The sequence below is a fragment of the Alteromonas sp. ABM1_013 genome, from assembly GCF_056160505.1.
The window spans coordinates 57995-77452 of sequence record NZ_JBSWXH010000006.1 but is presented as its reverse complement, the minus strand read 5'-3'; the positions used below and the strand labels follow the sequence as shown (position 1 = coordinate 77452).

The 19458-nt window shown below is 45.1% G+C and carries 20 protein-coding genes; 14 read left to right on the top strand and 6 right to left on the bottom strand.

The window, feature by feature from the left end; all coding sequences use genetic code 11:
- Positions 1 to 119 precede the first annotated feature (119 nt).
- Positions 120 to 1334, top strand: a complete 1215-nt coding sequence (gene pobA / locus ACXAGK_RS17550; protein WP_474857223.1) for a 4-hydroxybenzoate 3-monooxygenase — start codon at positions 120 to 122, stop codon at positions 1332 to 1334.
- 10 nt (positions 1335 to 1344) lie between these two features.
- Here pobA and ACXAGK_RS17545 read toward each other — a convergent pair whose 3' ends face one another.
- Positions 1345 to 2541 (bottom strand): LysR family transcriptional regulator, encoded by a 1197-nt coding sequence (locus tag ACXAGK_RS17545; protein ID WP_474857222.1) that lies wholly within the window; start codon positions 2539 to 2541, stop codon positions 1345 to 1347.
- Positions 2542 to 2665: 124 nt separating this feature from the next.
- On the opposite strand from ACXAGK_RS17545, the gene ACXAGK_RS17540 reads away from it, so the two are divergent.
- The 6 genes from ACXAGK_RS17540 to ACXAGK_RS17515 are packed head-to-tail and all read left to right on the top strand — an operon-like array spanning position 2666 to position 8378.
- On the top strand, positions 2666 to 3352 hold the full coding sequence (locus ACXAGK_RS17540; protein ID WP_474803073.1) for a 4-carboxy-4-hydroxy-2-oxoadipate aldolase/oxaloacetate decarboxylase: 687 nt from the start codon (positions 2666 to 2668) through the stop codon (positions 3350 to 3352).
- 5 nt (positions 3353 to 3357) lie between these two features.
- Positions 3358 to 4476 (top strand): 4-oxalomesaconate tautomerase, encoded by a 1119-nt coding sequence (locus ACXAGK_RS17535; protein ID WP_474857221.1) that lies wholly within the window; start codon positions 3358 to 3360, stop codon positions 4474 to 4476.
- A 21-nt stretch (positions 4477 to 4497) separates the two neighbouring features.
- Positions 4498 to 5517, top strand: coding sequence for an amidohydrolase family protein (locus ACXAGK_RS17530; RefSeq protein WP_474857220.1), 1020 nt, complete (start codon positions 4498 to 4500; stop codon positions 5515 to 5517).
- Positions 5514 to 6404 (top strand): amidohydrolase family protein, encoded by an 891-nt coding sequence (locus ACXAGK_RS17525; protein ID WP_474803082.1) that lies wholly within the window; start codon positions 5514 to 5516, stop codon positions 6402 to 6404. The genes ACXAGK_RS17530 and ACXAGK_RS17525 overlap by 4 nt, the downstream gene beginning before the upstream one ends.
- A gap of 36 nt (positions 6405 to 6440) precedes the next feature.
- Entirely contained in the window at positions 6441 to 7379 is a 939-nt protein-coding gene (locus ACXAGK_RS17520) for a Gfo/Idh/MocA family oxidoreductase (protein WP_474857219.1), read from the top strand.
- A gap of 30 nt (positions 7380 to 7409) precedes the next feature.
- Positions 7410 to 8378: an aldo/keto reductase gene (locus tag ACXAGK_RS17515; RefSeq protein WP_474857218.1), complete on the top strand. Its 969-nt coding sequence runs from the start codon at positions 7410 to 7412 to the stop codon at positions 8376 to 8378.
- A 92-nt stretch (positions 8379 to 8470) separates the two neighbouring features.
- Here ACXAGK_RS17515 and ACXAGK_RS17510 read toward each other — a convergent pair whose 3' ends face one another.
- The 3 genes from ACXAGK_RS17510 to ACXAGK_RS17500 form a co-directional block, all read right to left on the bottom strand.
- Complete coding sequence (locus ACXAGK_RS17510) at positions 8471 to 9310, bottom strand: class III extradiol dioxygenase family protein (protein WP_474803091.1); 840 nt, start codon at positions 9308 to 9310, stop codon at positions 8471 to 8473.
- Entirely contained in the window at positions 9303 to 9704 is a 402-nt protein-coding gene (locus ACXAGK_RS17505; protein ID WP_474803094.1) for a protocatechuate 4,5-dioxygenase subunit alpha, read from the bottom strand. The genes ACXAGK_RS17510 and ACXAGK_RS17505 overlap by 8 nt, the downstream gene beginning before the upstream one ends.
- A gap of 245 nt (positions 9705 to 9949) precedes the next feature.
- Positions 9950 to 10849 carry a LysR family transcriptional regulator gene (locus ACXAGK_RS17500; RefSeq protein WP_474857217.1) on the bottom strand — a complete coding sequence of 300 codons (900 nt, stop codon included), beginning with the start codon at positions 10847 to 10849 and terminating at the stop codon, positions 9950 to 9952.
- Between the two features lie 150 nt (positions 10850 to 10999).
- Between ACXAGK_RS17500 and ACXAGK_RS17495 the strand changes: the two genes are divergently transcribed.
- The 6 genes from ACXAGK_RS17495 to ACXAGK_RS17470 are packed head-to-tail and all read left to right on the top strand — an operon-like array spanning position 11000 to position 16419.
- Positions 11000 to 11989, top strand: a complete 990-nt coding sequence (locus ACXAGK_RS17495) for a fumarylacetoacetate hydrolase family protein (protein WP_474857216.1) — start codon at positions 11000 to 11002, stop codon at positions 11987 to 11989.
- Complete coding sequence (locus tag ACXAGK_RS17490; RefSeq protein WP_474834255.1) at positions 11982 to 12770, top strand: cyclase family protein; 789 nt, start codon at positions 11982 to 11984, stop codon at positions 12768 to 12770. The genes ACXAGK_RS17495 and ACXAGK_RS17490 overlap by 8 nt, the downstream gene beginning before the upstream one ends.
- A 53-nt stretch (positions 12771 to 12823) precedes the next feature.
- Positions 12824 to 13981 carry an alpha/beta hydrolase family protein gene (locus ACXAGK_RS17485; protein WP_474857215.1) on the top strand — a complete coding sequence of 386 codons (1158 nt, stop codon included), beginning with the start codon at positions 12824 to 12826 and terminating at the stop codon, positions 13979 to 13981.
- 12 nt (positions 13982 to 13993) lie between these two features.
- Complete coding sequence (locus tag ACXAGK_RS17480; protein WP_474805522.1) at positions 13994 to 14917, top strand: VOC family protein; 924 nt, start codon at positions 13994 to 13996, stop codon at positions 14915 to 14917.
- 9 nt (positions 14918 to 14926) lie between these two features.
- Positions 14927 to 15289 carry a Rieske (2Fe-2S) protein gene (locus ACXAGK_RS17475; protein WP_474857214.1) on the top strand — a complete coding sequence of 121 codons (363 nt, stop codon included), beginning with the start codon at positions 14927 to 14929 and terminating at the stop codon, positions 15287 to 15289.
- Complete coding sequence (locus ACXAGK_RS17470) at positions 15286 to 16419, top strand: FAD-dependent oxidoreductase (protein ID WP_474857213.1); 1134 nt, start codon at positions 15286 to 15288, stop codon at positions 16417 to 16419. The genes ACXAGK_RS17475 and ACXAGK_RS17470 overlap by 4 nt, the downstream gene beginning before the upstream one ends.
- 85 nt (positions 16420 to 16504) lie before the next feature.
- On the opposite strand, the gene ACXAGK_RS17465 is transcribed toward ACXAGK_RS17470, so the two are convergent.
- Positions 16505 to 17458 carry a PDR/VanB family oxidoreductase gene (locus tag ACXAGK_RS17465; RefSeq protein ID WP_474857212.1) on the bottom strand — a complete coding sequence of 318 codons (954 nt, stop codon included), beginning with the start codon at positions 17456 to 17458 and terminating at the stop codon, positions 16505 to 16507.
- Between the two features lie 19 nt (positions 17459 to 17477).
- Positions 17478 to 18521 carry a Rieske 2Fe-2S domain-containing protein gene (locus tag ACXAGK_RS17460; protein ID WP_474805514.1) on the bottom strand — a complete coding sequence of 348 codons (1044 nt, stop codon included), beginning with the start codon at positions 18519 to 18521 and terminating at the stop codon, positions 17478 to 17480.
- Between the two features lie 210 nt (positions 18522 to 18731).
- On the opposite strand from ACXAGK_RS17460, the gene ACXAGK_RS17455 reads away from it, so the two are divergent.
- Positions 18732 to 19442, top strand: coding sequence for a GntR family transcriptional regulator (locus ACXAGK_RS17455; protein ID WP_474834267.1), 711 nt, complete (start codon positions 18732 to 18734; stop codon positions 19440 to 19442).
- Positions 19443 to 19458 lie beyond the last annotated feature (16 nt).

Below are 19458 nucleotides of genomic sequence, written 5' to 3'. Positions count from 1 at the left end.
CCATATTAAACACAATTATTAACTTGATTGAAAAGTACAATAGAATGAGAGAAAAGTTAATAATTTGTTACCACATTTAACTTCACACTATTTGCACAATATTCGCAAAGGTAGTGAAGATGAAAACATTAACAACACAAGTAGCTATTGTTGGCTCTGGCCCTTCTGGTTTATTGCTTGGTCAACTCTTAGCTAAGCAAGGCATAGATAACATTGTTATAGATAGAGCAAACAAAGATTATATTTTAAGTCGTATTAGAGCGGGCATTTTGGAACAGGGATTTACCGAGCTTGTGCGAGAGGCCGGCGTTGGTGCTCGCATGGACAAAGAAGGTGAAGTGCATGATGGTTTCGAGATTGCCATTGATGATAAAACGGTCCATATCGATTTAAAAGCGTTGGCAGACGGCAAAGCTGTGATGTGTTACGGCCAAACCGAGATCACTAAAGATCTTATGGAAGCACGCGAGGCCGCAAAGTTAACCAGCTTCTACGAAGTTGAAGATGTGACTTTGAACGACATTGATACCGCATCGCCCAATGTGGTTTTCAAAAAAGGGGACGATGTTTACAAGCTAAATTGCGACTATATCGCTGGATGTGATGGTTTTCACGGTGTTTCTCGTAAAACTATTCCTGAGTCGGAAAGAACAGAGCACGAGCGAGTTTACCCATTTGGCTGGTTAGGAGTGCTTAGCGATACGCCGCCTGTTAGTGAAGAACTTATTTATTGCAAAAGCCAACGGGGCTTCGCTTTAGCAAGCAGACGTTCTTCTACGCGTTCGCGCTATTACCTTCAGGTGCCTGCCACTGACGCGGTAGAAAACTGGACAGACGAAATGTTCTGGGATGAGCTTAAAAAGCGCTTACCTGCAGAGGTTGCCCAAAAGCTCATAACTGGGCCAAGCATTGAAAAAAGTATTGCTCCTTTGCGTTCTTTTGTTTGCGAACCTATGCAATACGGTGCACTTTTTCTTGTTGGAGACGCTGCACATATTGTTCCCCCAACAGGCGCAAAAGGCTTAAATTTAGCAGCATCCGATGTGGCAACTTTGTACAAAATACTTTGTCGCGTTTATCTTGAAGACGACAACTCACATATTGAAGACTATTCAAAAATTGCATTACGAAGGGTATGGCACGGCGAACGATTTTCGTGGTGGCTCTCGAACATGCTGCATAATTTCGATAATGAGCATGTCAACGATATGGGCCCAGAGACATTTCAGCGATTCATGAACTCTGAGCTGGATTACTACACGTCTACCGAGGAAGGGAAAAAGGTTATTGCCAACCAGTATGTAGGCATGCCCTATGAAAACTTAAGTAATTAGTCGCAGACGTTCAGTTACGTTTATATTCATCTAGCACTTCAAGGAAGCGTCTTTGAAGTGCTGTTGGCTGCCAATCGCGTCGTAGTGTGTAGCCTATTTCTCGACAGCTATCTGGCAAGGGGTTGGGGCTTACATAAAGCAAACCAGCATCGACCTCGTCTTGAACTTGCCTTGCAGATAACAAGGTTACTCTGTCGCTTTTTAACAAGATCCCGCGGATCGCCATCATAGTACTGCATTCGATAATATCTTTGGGTACCGGCATAGCTTCAAGCTCGAACATGCGATTAAAAACCTTTCGCGTTGGCGTACCGGCTTTGGGAATAACCCATTGCCATTTACTTATGTTGGAAGCGTAAGTCCCCTCTTCTATGGCCGCTAAAGAAGGATGGTGCTTGCGCGCTACAAGGTGCAGTTTATCGTCGAACAATTTGTGCTGCGAGATTGTGTTATCAAGGTTGGGGGCACGCAATGCCCCTACAATGATATCAACTTGCCCTTGCAGCAAGCCAACAAGTTGTTCCTCATATGGGCCGTCAACGATACTCACTTCCGCTTGGGGATATTCCTCTAATAACCGCAACACCGCCATAGGTACTATGTTTGCCCTTGCCAGCGGCAAACTGCCTATACGTATTTTGCCAGAGCGCTGCCCAACGAACTCGTTGACTTCCTGCTGCCCTTGTTCAATTTCAGCTACAAATAAATGAGCAAGACGAGCAAGCTGCTTTGCTCTCCACGTTGGTTCAACACCAGTGGGAATTCGACGAAATAACTTTTGTTCAAGCGTAAATTCAAGGTCTTTGATCGTTTTACCCAGCGTTGGCTGTGTTAAACCCAGCTTTGTCGCTGCGTTGGTGTAATTTCCGGTATCTACAACCGTAATTAATGCAATAAGTTGACGGGTTGTAATAAGCCGTAAAAAACCTTCCTTTCTCTTCGCACTTTTTTCAAACACGTTATTGGCAAAAGACAGTAAGTAGTCGAACGCTCTTGTTACCCGCTTCAAAAAAACATCGCCTACATCTGTTGTAAACATACCTGACTGGGTGCGTTCGAAAATTGTGTGGCCAAGCTGAGACTCCAGCTTGTTGATACCTTGCGTTAAGGCCGATTGTGATAAATGAATATGCTGAGACGTTTCGGTTAGCGTACCGAACTCTCTAACTTTCATAGCACTAAGCAAGTGACGCGTATTAAAAATCAACGTATGCCCCTAATGTTTTTTAGTCATTATAGAAAAAATTAATAGCAAAGGGCAGCAATCTAACGTTCTTTTCAGCGCCGAGTTATCCATAATCGAGAGACTTCAATATTAAAGGAATATCCTAATGGCTATTTGCGTAACAGACTGCCCACGACCTTCCCTGTCAACCATTGAAAAATATCAGGGGTCGGAGGTTGCTACCGTTCACGAAGCGCAGGGTAGAAAGGGGCTTTTAGCGCAAGATATGCGCCCTATTTACCGACCTGCTCAAATAGCCGGCCCTGCGGTTACATGCCAAGTAGCGCCAGGAGACAACTGGATGATTCATGTCGCGGTTGAGCAGTGTCAGCCGGGAGATGTATTGGTTGTTACGCCAACCAGCCCTTGTTCAGATGGCTTTTTTGGTGACCTGTTGGCTACATCGTTAAAAGCAAGAGGGGTAAGAGGGCTGATTATTGATGCTGGTGTTCGCGATATCGCTACCTTAACTGACATGAAATTCCCCGTGTGGTCTAAAGCCGTGTTTGCGCAAGGCACCGTAAAAGAGACGATTGCTAGTGTTAATGTACCTGTTGTTTGTGCAGGTGCTTTGATAAACCCTGGGGATATTGTTGTTGCTGATGATGATGGCGTTGTGGTGGTTAAACAAGAAGAAGCAGATGACACGTTTGAAAAGGTTAAGCTGCGCGTAGAAAACGAAGAGTCGAAACGCAAACGTCTTGAACAAGGTGAGCTTGGTCTGGATATTTATAATATGCGCGAACGCCTGGCAGCTAAAGGCCTTCGCTATGTAAAGCACGGTGAGCAATAGCACTTATGAAAGCCGTAACTGCGTGCCTAATGAGGGGCGGAACCTCTAAAGGACTCTATTTTTTAGCCAAAGATTTACCCCTTGATGTTCATCGTAGAAATGCCTTTTTATTGTCGGCTATGGGCTCTCCCGATAGCCGGCAAATAGACGGTGTGGGCGGTGGTCACCCGCTAACAAGTAAGGTGGCCGTTGTAAACCCGTCGTCTAATCCAGCAGCCGACGTTGACTACTTATTTTTACAGGTAGCGGTTGATAAAGCCCAGGTCAGCGATACGCAAAACTGCGGAAACATTCTTGCTGGCGTGGGTGCGTTTGCTATTGAGCAGGGGCTAGTAAAAGCGCAGGACACGACAACCGATGTACGTATTCGCATGGTGAATACCAACACGTTCGCTGTAGTAAGAGTTCAAACGCCTAACGGCGTGGTCAATTACGAAGGTAGTGCGAGTATTGACGGCGTACCTAATACCGCCGCCCCTGTTTATATTGACTTTTTAGATGTTGCAGGCTCTTCCTGTGGGAGCTTATTCCCCACTGGAGCTGCTCAAAATACCGTAGAAGAAATTAACATTACGTGTATAGATAATGGTATGCCGGTCGTGCTTATTGATGCTCACTCGCTGGGACTTAAGGGAAGCGAAACACCAGAACAATTAGAAAGTAATGCCGCCTTAAAACAAAAAGTAGAAGCTATCAGGCTTAAGGCTGGCGAAATGATGCAGTTAGGCGATGTCACGGCCAAAACGGTCCCTAAGATGACGATCATTTCTGCCCCTCTAAATGGCGGAGATATCAATACTCGTACCTTTATTCCACACAGAGTACACGACGCTATTGGCGTTTTAGGCTCAGTTAGCGTTGCGACGGCTTGCTTGGCAAAAGGCACCGTTGCCTACGACCTTTATCGCCGCCATTGCGCTAAACGTGATAACGAATTGCAATCTGCTGTGCCCCTTGCAATTGAGCATCCAACGGGAGCGTTCAAGGTAGATATGGAGGTCGCAAATGCTGATGCATTCGAAACATTTGAAGTGAAGCGCGCCGCTTTACTGCGCACAGCCAGACTGCTCATGCAGGGAACGGTGTTTGCTCCCGACTCTGACCCTACACTAGCTCATGAATAAAAACGATAAAGAGGACCGAAAATGATCATTGATTGCCACGGACATTACACCACTGCACCCGAGCCACTACAGCTTTTCAGAGAGGCGCAAATTAAAGCGTTTAAAGACGGCAAGGCGCTGCCTGAAGTTCCTTATATTAGCGATGACCAAATTCGAGAAAGTATTGAGAAAAACCAGCTTAAGTTACTAAAAGAGCGTGGTTCAGACATGACAATATTTTCTCCGCGCGCATCTGCGATGGCGCACCACGTTGGCGATGAAGCAGTTTCAAAGCAGTGGACCAGCGCATGCAATGACCTGATTAAGCGCGTTGTCGATTTATACCCTCAACACTTTATTGGTGTGTGTCAATTACCCCAGTCACCCGGTGTTCCAATCAAAAACTCTATAGATGAGCTAGAGCGCTGTGTTAATGAGCTGGGCTTTGTAGGCTGCAACTTAAATCCAGACCCCTCCGGTGGCCATTGGACATCAGCGCCTTTAACGGACAAAAGCTGGTATCCGTTCTATGAAAAAATGGTAGAACTAGATGTACCAGCCATGATCCACGTGTCGGGCTCGTGTAACGCGAACTTCCACGCTACGGGTGCTCATTATATGAATGCAGATACCACGGCATTCATGCAATTTTTGCAGGGTAATTTATTTAAGGACTTCCCCGAACTGCGCATTATTATTCCACACGGCGGCGGCGCCGTACCTTATCACTGGGGGCGTTATCGTGGCTTAGCTGATATGCTAAAGCAGCCTCCACTCGATGAACATGTAATGCAAAACGTGTATTTTGACACCTGTGTTTACCATCAACCCGGGATAGACCTGTTATTCGATGTTATTGACATTAAAAACATTCTATTCGGCTCAGAAATGATTGGCGCAGTGCGAGGTATTGACCCTCAAACGGGTAATTATTTTGATGACACAAAACGCTATATTGATGCGTTGGATATTCCAACAGAAGATAAGCAGTTAATATTTTCTGGCAATGCTCGTAGGGTATACCCTCGACTAGATGCCAAACTAAAAGGAATGGGGCTATGAGCAAATTTACCGTTGATCCAGATTGGTTACACTGGCACCCATCACCGTCGAAACCACAGTTTACATTACCGCAAGGCGCGGTAGATGCGCACTGCCATGTGTTTGGCCCTGGTGAACAATTTCCTTTTGCTGCTGAGCGAAAATACACACCATGTGACGCATCTAAGTGGCAGTTGTGGGCGCTGCGTGATTATTTAGGTTTTAGCCGAAATGTTATTGTGCAGGCGACATGTCACGGTGCCGACAACCGTGCATTAGTTGATGCGCTAAACAACTCTCAGGGACTTGCGCGAGGCGTTGCCACCGTAAAACCTGATATTTCAGATGAAGAGTTGTATGCACTACACGAAGCTGGCGTACGAGGCGTGCGCTTTAACTTTGTTAAACGTTTAGTCGATGCCCTGCCGTTTGATGCATTAAATACAGTAGCGCACCGCATTAAAGAACTTGGCTGGCACATTGTTATTTACTTTGAAGCCCAAGAACTACCAGAGCTTTATTCGTTTTTTACCGCACTGCCTACCACGGTTGTTGTTGATCACATGGGTCGTCCCGACGTGAGTAAACCGGTAGACGGTGAAGAGTTTGGGTTATTTCTAAAACTAATGACAGAGAACACCAATTTTTGGTCGAAGGTGAGTTGCCCAGAGCGAATCTCACTGGCTGGGCCGAGTAACGGTTACCACGATGTCATCCCTTTCGCCAGAGAAGTGGTTGAACGCTTTCCAGACCGTGTTATTTGGGGCACAGATTGGCCTCACCCGAATATGAAAAGTCACATGCCGGATGACGGAAAGCTGGTTGATTTCATTCCGCTTATTGCCTCTACAGAAAGATTACAGCGCAAACTTTTGGTTGATAACCCAATGAAGCTTTATTGGTCTTAAGGCTCGATACTGCTTTTTGAAATTGAGGAAGATTTTATGAAAATTATAGTTGTAGGTCCTGGCGCTTTTGGCATAAAGCACTTAGATGCATTGAGCAAAATTGATGATGCTGAGGTTGTCGGTTTAGTGGGCCGAAACCCGCAAAAAACGCAAGCGGTTGCCGATGAGTACAAGATTCCCCATGTGTACACTACACTTGAAGAGGCACTAACCTCTGATGCCGATGCCGTTATTCTTTGCACCCCCACCCAGATGCATGCCGAGCAGTCTATTTTATGCATGCAGGCGGGCAAACACGTACAAGTTGAGATACCACTCGCCGACAGTTGGGAAGACTCTCAAGCCGTTATGGATGCACAACTAGCGTCTAATTTGGTGTGCATGGTGGGTCATACTCGCCGCTTTAACCCGTCTCATCAATGGCTAAATAAGCGTTTGCGCAAGGGTGAATTGAATATTCAGCAAATGGACGTTCAAACCTATTTCTTTCGTCGCAAAAACATTAATGCGAAAGGTGAGCCTCGTTCTTGGACAGACCATTTGCTTTGGCACCACGCTGCTCATACGGTTGATTTATTTGCCTACCAAGCGGGCTCGCCTATTGTAAAAGCGAACGCCGTACAGGGGCCGATTCACCCTGAACTTGGTATTGCTATGGATATGTCAATTCAGCTTCAAGCTGAAAATGGCGCCATTTGTACCCTTTCACTATCTTTCAATAATGATGGACCGTTAGGTACATTCTTCCGATACATCTGCGACAACGGCACTTATATCGCAAGATACGACGACCTTGTTAACGGCCATGAAGAACCAATTGATGTGTCTAACGTTGATGTATCATTAAATGGTATTGAGCTACAAGACCGCGAATTTATTAGCGCGATAAAAGAAGGCCGCCAACCCAATGCTAGCGTAGCGAGCGTATTGGGCTGCTATAAAGTGCTTCATGACCTTGAGCAACAGCTAGCGTAATTGGAGGCGATTATTAAAACGCGTAATCTTTTGGGTAAACAGGTGGGTGAGATTGGCTTTGGTTGTATGAACTTTAGCCATGCCTATTCTGGCAAACTCAGCGAAAATGATGCTATCGATTTACTACACAAGGCTTATGATTTAGGCGTCGATCATTTTGATACTGCGGCATTATATGGCTTCGGAGAAAATGAGCGCATTGTCGGAAAAGGGATAAAACCCTTTAGAGACAAGATTTTGCTGGCCAGTAAGTGCGGGATGACTGGCGTGAACGGCAAGCGCACTATTGATGGCTCGCCTAAAGCTATAGAGGCTACGCTTAATAACGCGTTAAAAAGCTTACAAACCGACTTTATCGACTTGTACTATTTGCACAGGATTGACCCTAACGTGCCGGTAGAAGACAGTGTTGGCGCGTTGGCAAATGCGGTTAAAGCAGGCAAGATTGGCGCGATTGGTTTATCTGAAGCGTCTGCCGAAACGCTTGTTAAAGCGCACGCCATTCATCCAATAGCCGCGATGCAAACAGAATATTCACTGTGGACACGTAATGCAGAAATTGCAGTTCTGAAAAAATGCGAAGAACTAGACGTTGCTTTCGTTGGCTTTAGCCCTTTAGCACGTGGATATTTAAGTAATACATTTGCTCATATTGATGACTTAGATAGTGGTGATATTAGGCGGGGAATGCCTCGGTTCCAAGGTGAAAACTGGGTGCAAAACCGACGTATATTTACCCAATTTGCAGCCTTAGCAAATGAAGCTGAATGTACACCCGCGCAACTGGCCATTCATTGGGTTTTGAAACAAGCAGACTATATACACGCTTTACCCGGCACCCGCTTTATCACTCATTTAGAGGAGAATTTGCGGGCGAGCGAATTAACCATTGATAGCAATATATTAGTGCGCGCCGGTCAGTTAATTAATCAAGAAACGGTGCAAGGCCCAAGATATCCGGCCGCTGCACAGGCTGATATAGACACAGAAGAATTTTAATACTGCTAAATAAAAAGCGGCGAGTACTTCACATGTACTCGCCGCTTTTTTGTTTTACGCTATGCTTACGGCGTTATGTACGCCGCGTTATCTTAGCGGTTATCTAAAACCAACACACCTGCGCCCGTATTTGAAATAGGTGCATGGTAGTGCTTGTGTATCACGTTAACATCGTCTTTTAGCGCACCGCGCATGACCAGCCACATTATGGTTTCAATACCTTCTGTTCCCGCTCGTTCCATAATTTCAGCATTGGAGAACTGCGTCATCCATTCAGGTTCTTCAGCTATCTTATCCATGCACTCAAGATCAAAGTCGACGTCTATAATACCGGCTCGTTCGCCTTGAAGCTGGTGCGACATGCCGCCCGTACCCAATATCACAACTTTATGGTCTTCAGGATATGACTCCAGTGCTTTACCCAACGCCTTGCCTAGTTTTAAACAACGGGCGGCCGTTGGTACTGGGTGCTGTACTGTATTTACAGCAAGCGGAATAGCTTCTACCGGCCACTCTTCGCAATCGCCAAACAACGCGCGAATAGGATTAACGAAACCATGATCGACTTTCATTTCTTGGCAAGTGCAGATATCTATTTCTTGTTCAATAAGCGACTCTGCGATATGCCAAGAAAGTGGTGCATTACCCTTAAACGGGTTAACCGGCTTTAAACCCCACCCTTCATCAGCATTGTGATACTCATCTGCACACCCTAAAGCAAAGGTCGGAACGGTATCTAAGAAAAAGTTTAAGCCATGGTCGTTGTATACAACAATAACCAGGTCTGGCTTTACTTCATTTAACCAGTCTTTCGCAGGCCCGTACCCGTCAAAAAACCTTTTCCAATAAGGCTCTTGCTGAAGACCTTCAGTAATAGCGTTACCAACGGCAGGTATGTGCGAACTGGTTATTCCACCAATGATTTTAGCCATTCCAGTAGTCTCCTTTTTTCTTAATTTTTTCTATAAGACCGTCGCTTTTGGCCACCAAGTTCTGCTTAAATTCTTCCGTTGTAATACCTTGAAAAGCGGCACCTGCGTCTTGTACAGACACACCGCGAGGAATAGCCATTTTTGCCATGAAGTATATGTTGGCGCCTAATCGAAGCATTTGTAGAAAATCAGAATTTACCACGACGTCTTTATACTCACCTTTAACCCCATACTTGTCACAATATGCTGCAGGGTCTTTATCAAATTCCGTTCTGTTTTCTTCATTGTTAAAAGAAAACAGTAGCTTATTGAGAGCATAAGCAGGGTGAGCGCGCTTTCCATCGAACACATAGGTACCAGGAATGTCCTCGTAATCTTTTTTCTGCCAAGTCATTAGACGTATTCCAAATTAAAACGTACCTTTATTATATAAATGCGCCCTGCTTTTATAATGGCGAAAGCGCATCAATATTTGTACATTTCATAGATTTTTGTCGAAGGTGAGTAAACGCATGGTTTTGGTACAAATACAGCACTAACCATTATGGGACAACGGTTAACGCTGTATTGAGAAAGCCCCAACGGCTTGAGGGGGTAGGCAGCAGTAATACTAGGTCGCAGAGCCTTTTTTTTAACCTTTTAGGGCCTATGTTTAAGAATTTGTTCTCGCAGCCACTTGTGTAGCGGGTCGTTATTTAAACTTGGGTGCCACATCATAGACTCATTCAACTGTGGCGTTTTAAACGGAATATCATAAATCTTTATAGGGAGATGTTTTGCGTTAATTTCAGCAAGACGCTTTGGTGCTAGGGCCACCCTTTCGGTATTTATCACTGTAAAAAACATACTAGAAAAATCGTTGACGATGACTTCTACGCGGCGGTTAACTTCATCTGAGTCTACCATCCATTTCTCTATGCTCAATTGACTCGCTTTTTCATAGCCAATGGTTACATGGCCAATGTCTGAGAATTGTTCTAGGGTAATTTGGCCATTTAGCTTGCTGTTGTTTTCATCGGCTATACAAACGAACTCATCATCTAAAACTTCTTGGGATGAATAGCCATCGAGCATGAAAGCAGAAGGGGCAATAATAAGGTCAGCGCCTTGTTTTGCGAGGCTGTCTAAATCACCAGCAAAAGTAGACATAAATTCAAATGTTATGTTCGGCGCTATTTTCGTGACGTAGGCCAATAAATCAGCCAGCACCACCTGCATTACATAGTCTGACGCAATAATTTTGAAATTGCGATTTGATAATTCTGGTGTGTTTATTTTCTTATCTATAATGCGGTTTCTAATAGTGCTTAGCACTTCGCTGACTGGCTGCTGCATTTCAGCGGCAAGTGGCGTGATGTGCATTTGCTTACCCATTTGTACAAGCAAATCATCATCAAAATAGTCCCTCAAACGAGATAAAATACCACTTGTTGCCGACTGCGAAAGGTGCAGTCGATAAGCGCTTTTCGTAATGTTTTTTTCTTCTAGCAAAACTTCTAACGCCACCAGCAGGTTTAAGTCTAGTTTTTCGTACCGCATTTCTACCCCGAGAACTTATCTACCTATTTTGTACCAACGGTTTTTGAGATATCACGTATCGGCACAAACGATTTTTGCTTAGTAACTCTGAATACTACCATCTTCTGTTAACAATAATTAAAACTTTTAATTACGAAGAGACTTTATTCAATGAAGTTAGCGTCACTCAAAAGCAATGGGCCTGATGGCAAGCTAGTACTTGTTTCTAAGGACCATAGTTTGTGTACAGAGGTTAGTGATATTGCCCCTACTATGCAGTTTGCACTGGATAATTGGGATGCGTGTTATGACAAGCTTAACGAGCGATATCAGTTACTTAATAATGGGAACGCGAATAATGCGTCTCACTTTAAGCCCGAGCAATGTTTAGCGCCCCTACCCCGCGCTTGGAGCTGGCTTGACGGCTCTTGCTATTTAAATCACGGGCACTTAATGCAAAGAGCCTTCAACTTAGATCCTATTGAAGGCGCCGACAAATACCCTTTGGTTTACCAAGGCTCTGGCATTTCGTTCAGGGGTCCACGCGAACCGCTTTTTGCTGCAAAAGAAGAACACGGTATCGATTTTGAAGGTGAGTTCGGCGTCATAACCGGCCATGTTCCTGTAGGCGCATCACAAGAAGAGGCCAAGCAGAGCATTCGCTTGGTCGTCATGTTAAATGACGTCAGTTTCCGTGCCCTAGCCCCTCGCGAAATGAAGACGGGATTTGGCTTTGTACAAGCAAAAGGCGACACAGCCTTCGCACCTATTGCCGTTACGCCAGATGAACTTGGTGAGCATTGGCAAGACTCAAAAGTCTGTGCACCTTTAGAAATCCACCGAAACAACGAGTGGTTTGGTGCACCAGATGGCGCAAAAATGTTCTTTGGGTTTGACCAACTCATTGCGCATATAACTGTAGCACGAAGCCTTCCACCTGGCTCAGTCATTGGTTCGGGCACGGTATCTGATAGCACTCCTAACAAAGGCCAAGCCTGTCTGTCAGAACTCCGCGCGAAAGAACTTGTTCAATTTGGCGAGCCCAAGACGCCTTTCTTAAAAGTGGGCGAAACAATAACGATGCGAGCGCTGGATAAAAATGGCTCCAGCTTGTTTGGCGACATTATCCAAAACGTAGAGTTGGAGACCTCAAATGTTTAACCCAAGAGAATACGAAATTATCGATTTGTCGGTGACGTTAGACAATAACCCCCACACCGACCCACCGCCTTTATTGCCCAAAATCGATTATATGGACCACCAGGAAGGCTGGCCCGAAATGGCGTCAATGTTTCCGGGGCTGACCCTCGACCAGTTACCAGGCAACGAATCATGGGCGGCAGAAAGACTTGCAATAACCACCCATAGCGGCACCCATATGGATGCGCCTTGGCACTATGCATCGACTACTGATGGCGGTAAGCCTGCATTCGGTATTGATGAATTGCCCCTGGAGTGGTGTTTCCAACCGGGCGTTAAGCTGGACTTTCGCGACTTTGAAGACGGTTACATTATTACTGCCAGCGATGTGGAAAAAGAGTTGCAACGCATTAATCACGATTTACAGCCGCTGGACATTGTTGTGGTTAACACCCGTGCAGGCAAGATATTTGGTGAACCAGGTTACTTAGACGCAGGGGTCGGCATGGGCCGCGAAGCCACAATGTATTTGCTTGAAAGAGGCGTAAAAGTGGTGGGCACTGACGCCTGGAGTTGGGACGCTCCCTTCAAATACACACGTGAACGCTTTGCCGAGACCGGCGATGCCTCCTTAATTTGGGAAGGCCATAAAGCAGGTCGGGATATTGGTTACGGTCAAATGGAAAAATTGAGCAACCTTGAAGCGTTACCCGCAACTGGATTTTTGATCTCTTGTTTTCCTTACAAAATTAAACACGCTTCTGCAGGCTTTGTTCGCGCAGTCGCATTTATAAAAAAATAAATTATCAGAGCTAACTTGGCGCATTTGCGCCGCAGAAAAATCAGGAAACTACAATGTTTAAATATTTCCCGACAAACTATGTTTGGAACCTGTCAGTCGACCTGGCCATAGAAATGGGTGCACGTATTGGCGAAATTGAAGAAATGTGTGCGCCATTAAAAGAAGCGGCAAAACAACCCGACAAAGAAGGTGTGCAGGCATTTCGTGATACCTGGGCAAAAATGGCAAATAAACTCGTCGGGCTTGCTGAAGAAGATGAAAGCCGAGGCCGGTTGTTTTCAGCGGCTGAAAAATACAACCGTGCTTCCTCGTACTTAATTACGTGCGAACGCCTACAAGCCCACAAAGCGCCAGGACGCCTTGAGTTGTATAAGCATCAGCTCGAGCTTTTTCAAAAATCTATTACCCTGGGCAAAGAAAACTGCGAGCGCGTGGAAATTCCTTATGAAGGCAAACACATATCAGCACTGTATGTTAGAGCCGAAAATGTAGAAGGCCCTGCCCCAGTATTAATCCAAGTTAACGGCTTAGACTCAACCAAAGAAATGAAATATCGCGTTGGCTTACCGGGTTGGCTTGCCAAGCGTGGGGTTTCTTCGTTGATTTTAGATCAGCCTGGAACAGGTGAAGCGTTAAGACTGCAAGACCTTCACGCCCGTTACGACAGCGAGCACTGGACGTCTCCAGCTGTTGATTGGCTTGAACAACGCGAAGAGATAGACAGCAATCGCATTGGCATGGAAGGCGTATCGTTAGGCGGTTATTTCTGCCCTCGCGCCGTCGCTAACGAGCCACGTTTAGCCTTGGGTGTGTGCTGGGGTGCAAACCATGACTGGCGTGATGTTCAGAAGCGCCGCTTAGAAAAAGAAGGTGACTTCCCGGTACCGCATTATTGGGCACACGTAAAATGGGTATGGGGTGCAGAAACCATGGAAGAATTCATGGAAATCGCCGAGAAAGTTCACTTAGACGGGCAAATTGAAAAGATCAAAGTGCCATTTTTGGTCACCCATGGTTCGAAGGACTCACAAATCCCTCTTAAATGGGCAGAAAGAACCTATGAGCAGCTTGTAAACAGCCCGAAACGCGAACTTAAGATTTTTACCGAGCGAGAAGGTGGTGTTCAACACTCGAGTTTCGATAACAGTGCTAACGCGGGTCAATACATCGCGGACTGGGTTGCTGAAACCTTTAACGCGCGTACTGCCTAGAAGGAAAAAACGATGAATATTATTGGCTTAGACAAGCTAGTCTTTGGTGTAGATGACACAAACGCAACAACACAATTCGTTTTGGATTATGGGCTTAAACAAGTAGATGAGCACAATTTTGTTGCTCAAGACGGTACCGGCCTAGAAATTCGGTTGAAAGACGACCCTTCGTTACCTGCGCCGTTAGAAACCGGCGCTAGCATTAGAAAAACGGTTTACGGTGTTCCGGATCAAGCGAGTTTAGATGCCATTAACGCTGAATTGTCTAAAGACAGAGAAGTAAAAGTACTTTCTGACGGAAGTATTGAAGCTGTCGACGATTTAGGCTTTGTATTAGGTTTTCAAATTACCCTTCGCAACACAACAGACTTACGGTCAGAAAAAATAAATGCGCCGGGCGATATTAACCGTGGCGTGAATGTGAACGGAGTCGACGAATCAACGCCACCGAAGATCCACTCATTATCTCACGTTGTATATTTTGTGCCTGACTCAGCCGCTATGGAACAGTTTTACGAGCAGCGCCTGGGCTTTAAAACCACTGACCGATTTAACGGTGTTGGGGCGTTTATGCGCCCAGCAGGGACAACAGACCATCACACGTTATTCTTTATCAAAACCCCACCCCATATGAAAGGTATTGAGCACTTTACGTTCCATCTTGGCGGCCCGACAGATGTTGTCAGGGCGGGTACTAACATGGTGAACAAAGGTTATCAGAGCTTTTGGGGGCCCGGTCGCCACATTTATGGATCGAATTGGTTTTGGTATTTCAAAAGTCCGTTTGGATGCAATATGGAATTTGATGCCGATATGGACCAGCATGACGATACGTGGCAAGAGCGCGCAGCGAATATGGGGCCAGACTACTCTCAAATCTTTTTGTTAGAGCATAGAGAGAAGTGGGCACCTTCAGGTGGACCACCTGCTAAATAGACTGCCGTTATGGACGAACACTTAGTGTGCAGTACCCAAGAGATTCAGGAAGGGAAGGCAAAAGGGTTCAAGATAGGCGAAAATGGTAAAGATACGTTCTTCGTTACTCGAAAAAACAACCAGTTTTTCGCTTATTTAGATGTTTGCCCTCACTACAACAGTACTACACTTCCATGGAAGCGACATGAGTACACTGATGTAAAAGGCGAGCATATTGTTTGTGCTGCACATGGCGCGCTGTTCGACATAGCGACGGGTGTTTGTATTCAAGGACCTTGTAAACATCAGCGAATTCAAAAAATACCCATACGGATTGAATCGAACCAACAAATTTGGATTTCAAAAAAAACAATAAAGGCCTTTAAATTATGAAATCAAGTGTGAGCAATGTTTTAATAATTGGGGGCGGTTTTTCAGGTATGACCGCCGCTATCGAATTAAGAAAGCGCAATATAGAAACAGACTTAGTAGAGATAGATGAAAACTGGCGTACAGACGGCGCGGGTATCAGCATTGGCGGTGCAACCTTACGAGCATTCAAAACGATTGGGATATTGGATGAATTTTTAGAGCAAGGCCATGCACATAACGGATTGGATGTATTTGCGCCGCACGGCTTGCATTTAGCGCATGTCCCTACGCCCTCTGTTGCCAACGCTGAGGGCATACCAGGCGCAGGTGCAATTATGCGACCTACCCTTGCAAAGATCCTTGCCGAGAAAACCCTGGCGTCTGGCGCGAATGTGCGCTTAGGCTGTACCTATAAAGAAATGGTTAATACCGACGAGGGCGTAGAAGTCAGTTTTACCGACGGTACGACCAAAACCTACGACCTAGTTATCGGTGCAGACGGCGTGCACTCGCAAGTACGTAAAGACGTATTTCCTGAAGTTGAAGCACCAAAATATATCGGCCAAGGTGTGTGGCGCGCTGTGCTGCCAAAACTTCCTGAAGTAAAAAATACAATGATGTGGGTAGGTCCGCACTTGAAAATTGGTGTTAACCCTATGTCTAAAGATGAAATGTACCTGTTTTTGACAGAAGACAAAAAGGAAAGACCTAAATACGACCCTGCCACTTACGTTGACAAACTGAAAGAATTAATGGGTACCTTCCCTGCCCCCATGGTTAATCAGTTTAAAGATATGCTGAACGAAAATTCACTTATCGATTTTCGAGCTCTGGGTAACCTTTTAGTACCTGCCCCCTGGCATAGAAAAAGAGTGGTGTTGATTGGTGATACTGTGGCCGCAACCACCCCGCATTTAGCTTCAGGGGCGTGCATAGGCATTGAAAGCGCCATCGTTTTAGCTGAAGAGTTAGCAAAGGATGTTTCAGTTGAACAGGCACTCAATTCGTTCTTAGAAAGACGCTGGGAGCGCTGTAGAATGGTCGTCGAAAATTCTGCTCGCTTATGTCAGATAGAAATAGAAGGTGGCGATAAAGAAGAGCATACTCAAATTATGCGCGAATCTATTATTGCTTTAGCACAGCCTATCTAAACTTTTAAAGTGCTTATAAAATAAAAGCTAGCAGTTTACTGCTAGCTTTTTTGCTTTAAATATAAAAAACTAAAACCTGTTAAAGTTAAAGATCCAATACCAGCTTTGTGCCTTTTGCTCGAGAACAACACGGTGTCATCAAGGCGCCATCCGCTCTTTCTTCTTCGTTTAAAAACACATCACGATGCTCGACGTCACCTTCCAGAACTTTAGTTACGCACGTACCGCAGACCCCTTCTTCACACGCAACAGGAAGAAAAATGCCGCTGTCTTCTAATGTGGTAAGAATGGTTTCATCAGCAGGAACGTGAATTATTTGACCGGTACTTTTTATCTCGACATCAAAAGCTTTATCTTCGTCACTTTCAAGACTGCTTTTATCGATTGAAAAGTACTCTCGGTTTATTAGCGTGTGATTCCAACCAAGCGCAAGTGCACTTTCTATAACGTCGTCAATAAATCGCTGAGGGCCGCACACATAAATAGGCATATGGGTAGATTTACTTTTCAAATAGTCCTTTACGCTAAGTCGAGACGACTGAGTATCGTTAGAAAAGTAGAACTTCGTATTTGGCAAATGCCTTATTCTGTCGCCGTAGGGCATTGCAGAAGCATTAGTTGCACACACACTAAATTCAAAGGGTTGCCCTTTTTCCTCACATAACTCTGCCATTGGCAAAATGGGGGTTATGCCAATTCCTGCGGCAAGAAATAGTACTGTAGTATCCTTAGCGGGCAGGGTAAACGGGAAGTGATTTTTGGGTTCACTAATTTGTAGCTCATGACCTGCTTCCAACTCATCGTGAATAAACGATGAGCCGCCACGGCTATTGCTTTCACGCAGAATTGCAATTTCATAGTCGCTATTGTTAGAAGCGCCACACAAGGAGTATTGTCTGAGTAACCCATTAGCTAAATGCAGTTCTATGTGTGCACCGGGTTCCCATGGCGCCAGACTTGTACCATCAACGGCACTTAGTTTAAGCCTTGTAATGTTATCGGTGAGCTTTTCTTTAAGTGTTATCTTAACGTTTTGCATAAGCTTTATCTCCCGTGACTTAACGGCTTTCAGCTTTGATAGCGCGGGTTATCATTCTTCTGGCCATAACACCGCCAGAATCGATATCCAGCATGAGAAGCTGCCTATCGGGATATAAGTTTAAGTTCTTCTGTTGCTCTTCTAAGATTTCTTGATCTTCAGCAAATACCGCTCCCTGCTGCTGCTTAATTTGCTCAGTTAGTGCTGTATCATCAACTTTGAAATCTCGCGCCATGCCCCAAAAATAATGTATGGATTGGTCAGATTCTGGCGTAATAAAGTCGACAACGATACTGCCAGCCCTTTTATCTGGTGCCGCATTGATACCGCCTTCTCCCGCCACAGCAACACCCACTTCAATCATAATGTGGCTGGGTAAGTCGAAGCGACAAACTTGCCATCGGTCTACGCTTCCTTCTTTAGGTAAATCATTAGCTTCCAAAGCCGCTTGCCAAAATGGAGGGGCTACAATATTTTCCATAAAGCGTGAGGTCACAACCTGTGCACCCTCAACTTTTGTATTTACTGGTGCTTCTTCTATTTCTGATTGCCCGATACTTGTTGAGTGCACGTAGGTTTCGTGGGTGAGATCCATCAGGTTATCTACCATTAACCGATAATCGCAATTAATGTGATACAGCCCACCACCATAAGCCCAGTCAGGGCTATCAGCCCAAAATAGATTAGGTAACGCATCTTCATCTGCAAGGTCTTGTTCGCCCGGCCACAGCCAGATAAAGCCGTACTTTTCGACGACTTTGAACGCTTTGATGCATGGAAATTTGTCTACCCGCTGCTTGGGCATTGCGTCGGTTTTACCTTCTCTCCCCATCACTAGGCCATGATAGCCACACACCAACTTTCCATTTTCAACATAGCCTAGCGAAAGAGGTGCGCCGCGGTGGGGACAAAAATCTTCAACCGCAGCAACGGTTTTATTGCTATCGCGGAAAAAAACCAGTGGCACATCGCAAATTGTACGTGCTAATGGTTTGTCAGAATTTACTTCATGTGAATAACACGCTACATACCAGGTGTTTAGCGGATAAATTTTTTCTTTCATATTGTTGTCCCCATCCAGAATTGGATCCAATATATGCCATAACACGTTAAAATCAAGTTATTTAAACGTAAATTGGATCCAATAATTAAATAACGTGTCCTTTAAGGTCCTAAGCACCCTTGATAATCGCCAATTAGCAGGAAACAGGGCTTGAGTTGCACTGATTAAAGACGGTAAATTGGATCCAATTTCGATGTATGTAAGTGAATTATGAGCGAGACAAAAACGAACCCAGCCGTAGTAAGTATTCTTCGAGAGAAAATATTGATGGGTGAATTCCCTGCTGGGAAGCGTCTGGCAGAAACGCAAGCTGCTGAAGCCTTGGGAGTATCAAGAACCCCGGTTCGTATTGCGCTGCGCTCTTTAGCGCAGGAAGGACTTCTTGAAAAGCTTCCTGCTAGAGGCTATCGAGTAAAAGAAGTCACCGTCACAGAAATTACGAATTCGGTAGAAGTGCGCGGTGTACTTGAAGGGCTAGCAGCCAGACAAGCGGTTGAGATAGGATGCAGCGAGCACACAATTGAACAGCTAAAAACGTGCTTGGCACAAGGAGATGCACTATTTGTTGATGGCAGCATTGATGAGGCTGGCATAGAAGCATATCAACAGATGAACGAAACATTTCACGATATTATTATCAACGCAAGCGGAAACACGTCGATTAAAAGTGCGTTGCAGCTAAATGAACATTTTCCTTTCGCCTCGGTAAGTGCCATTGCATACGACCCGAACCAATTAGACAGAGAGTTTCATCGCCTCAAATACGCTCATACCCAACATCATGCTATTGCAGATGCCATGATCAAAGGCCAAGGTGCGCGTGTGGAGGCTTTATTAAAAGAGCATTCTCTTGCCACTATCAATCATATCGACTTATTTAATTCCAATACGTATAAGCTATACAAGCCTAGAAAAATGTAGGCCCTAGGTGCATGAG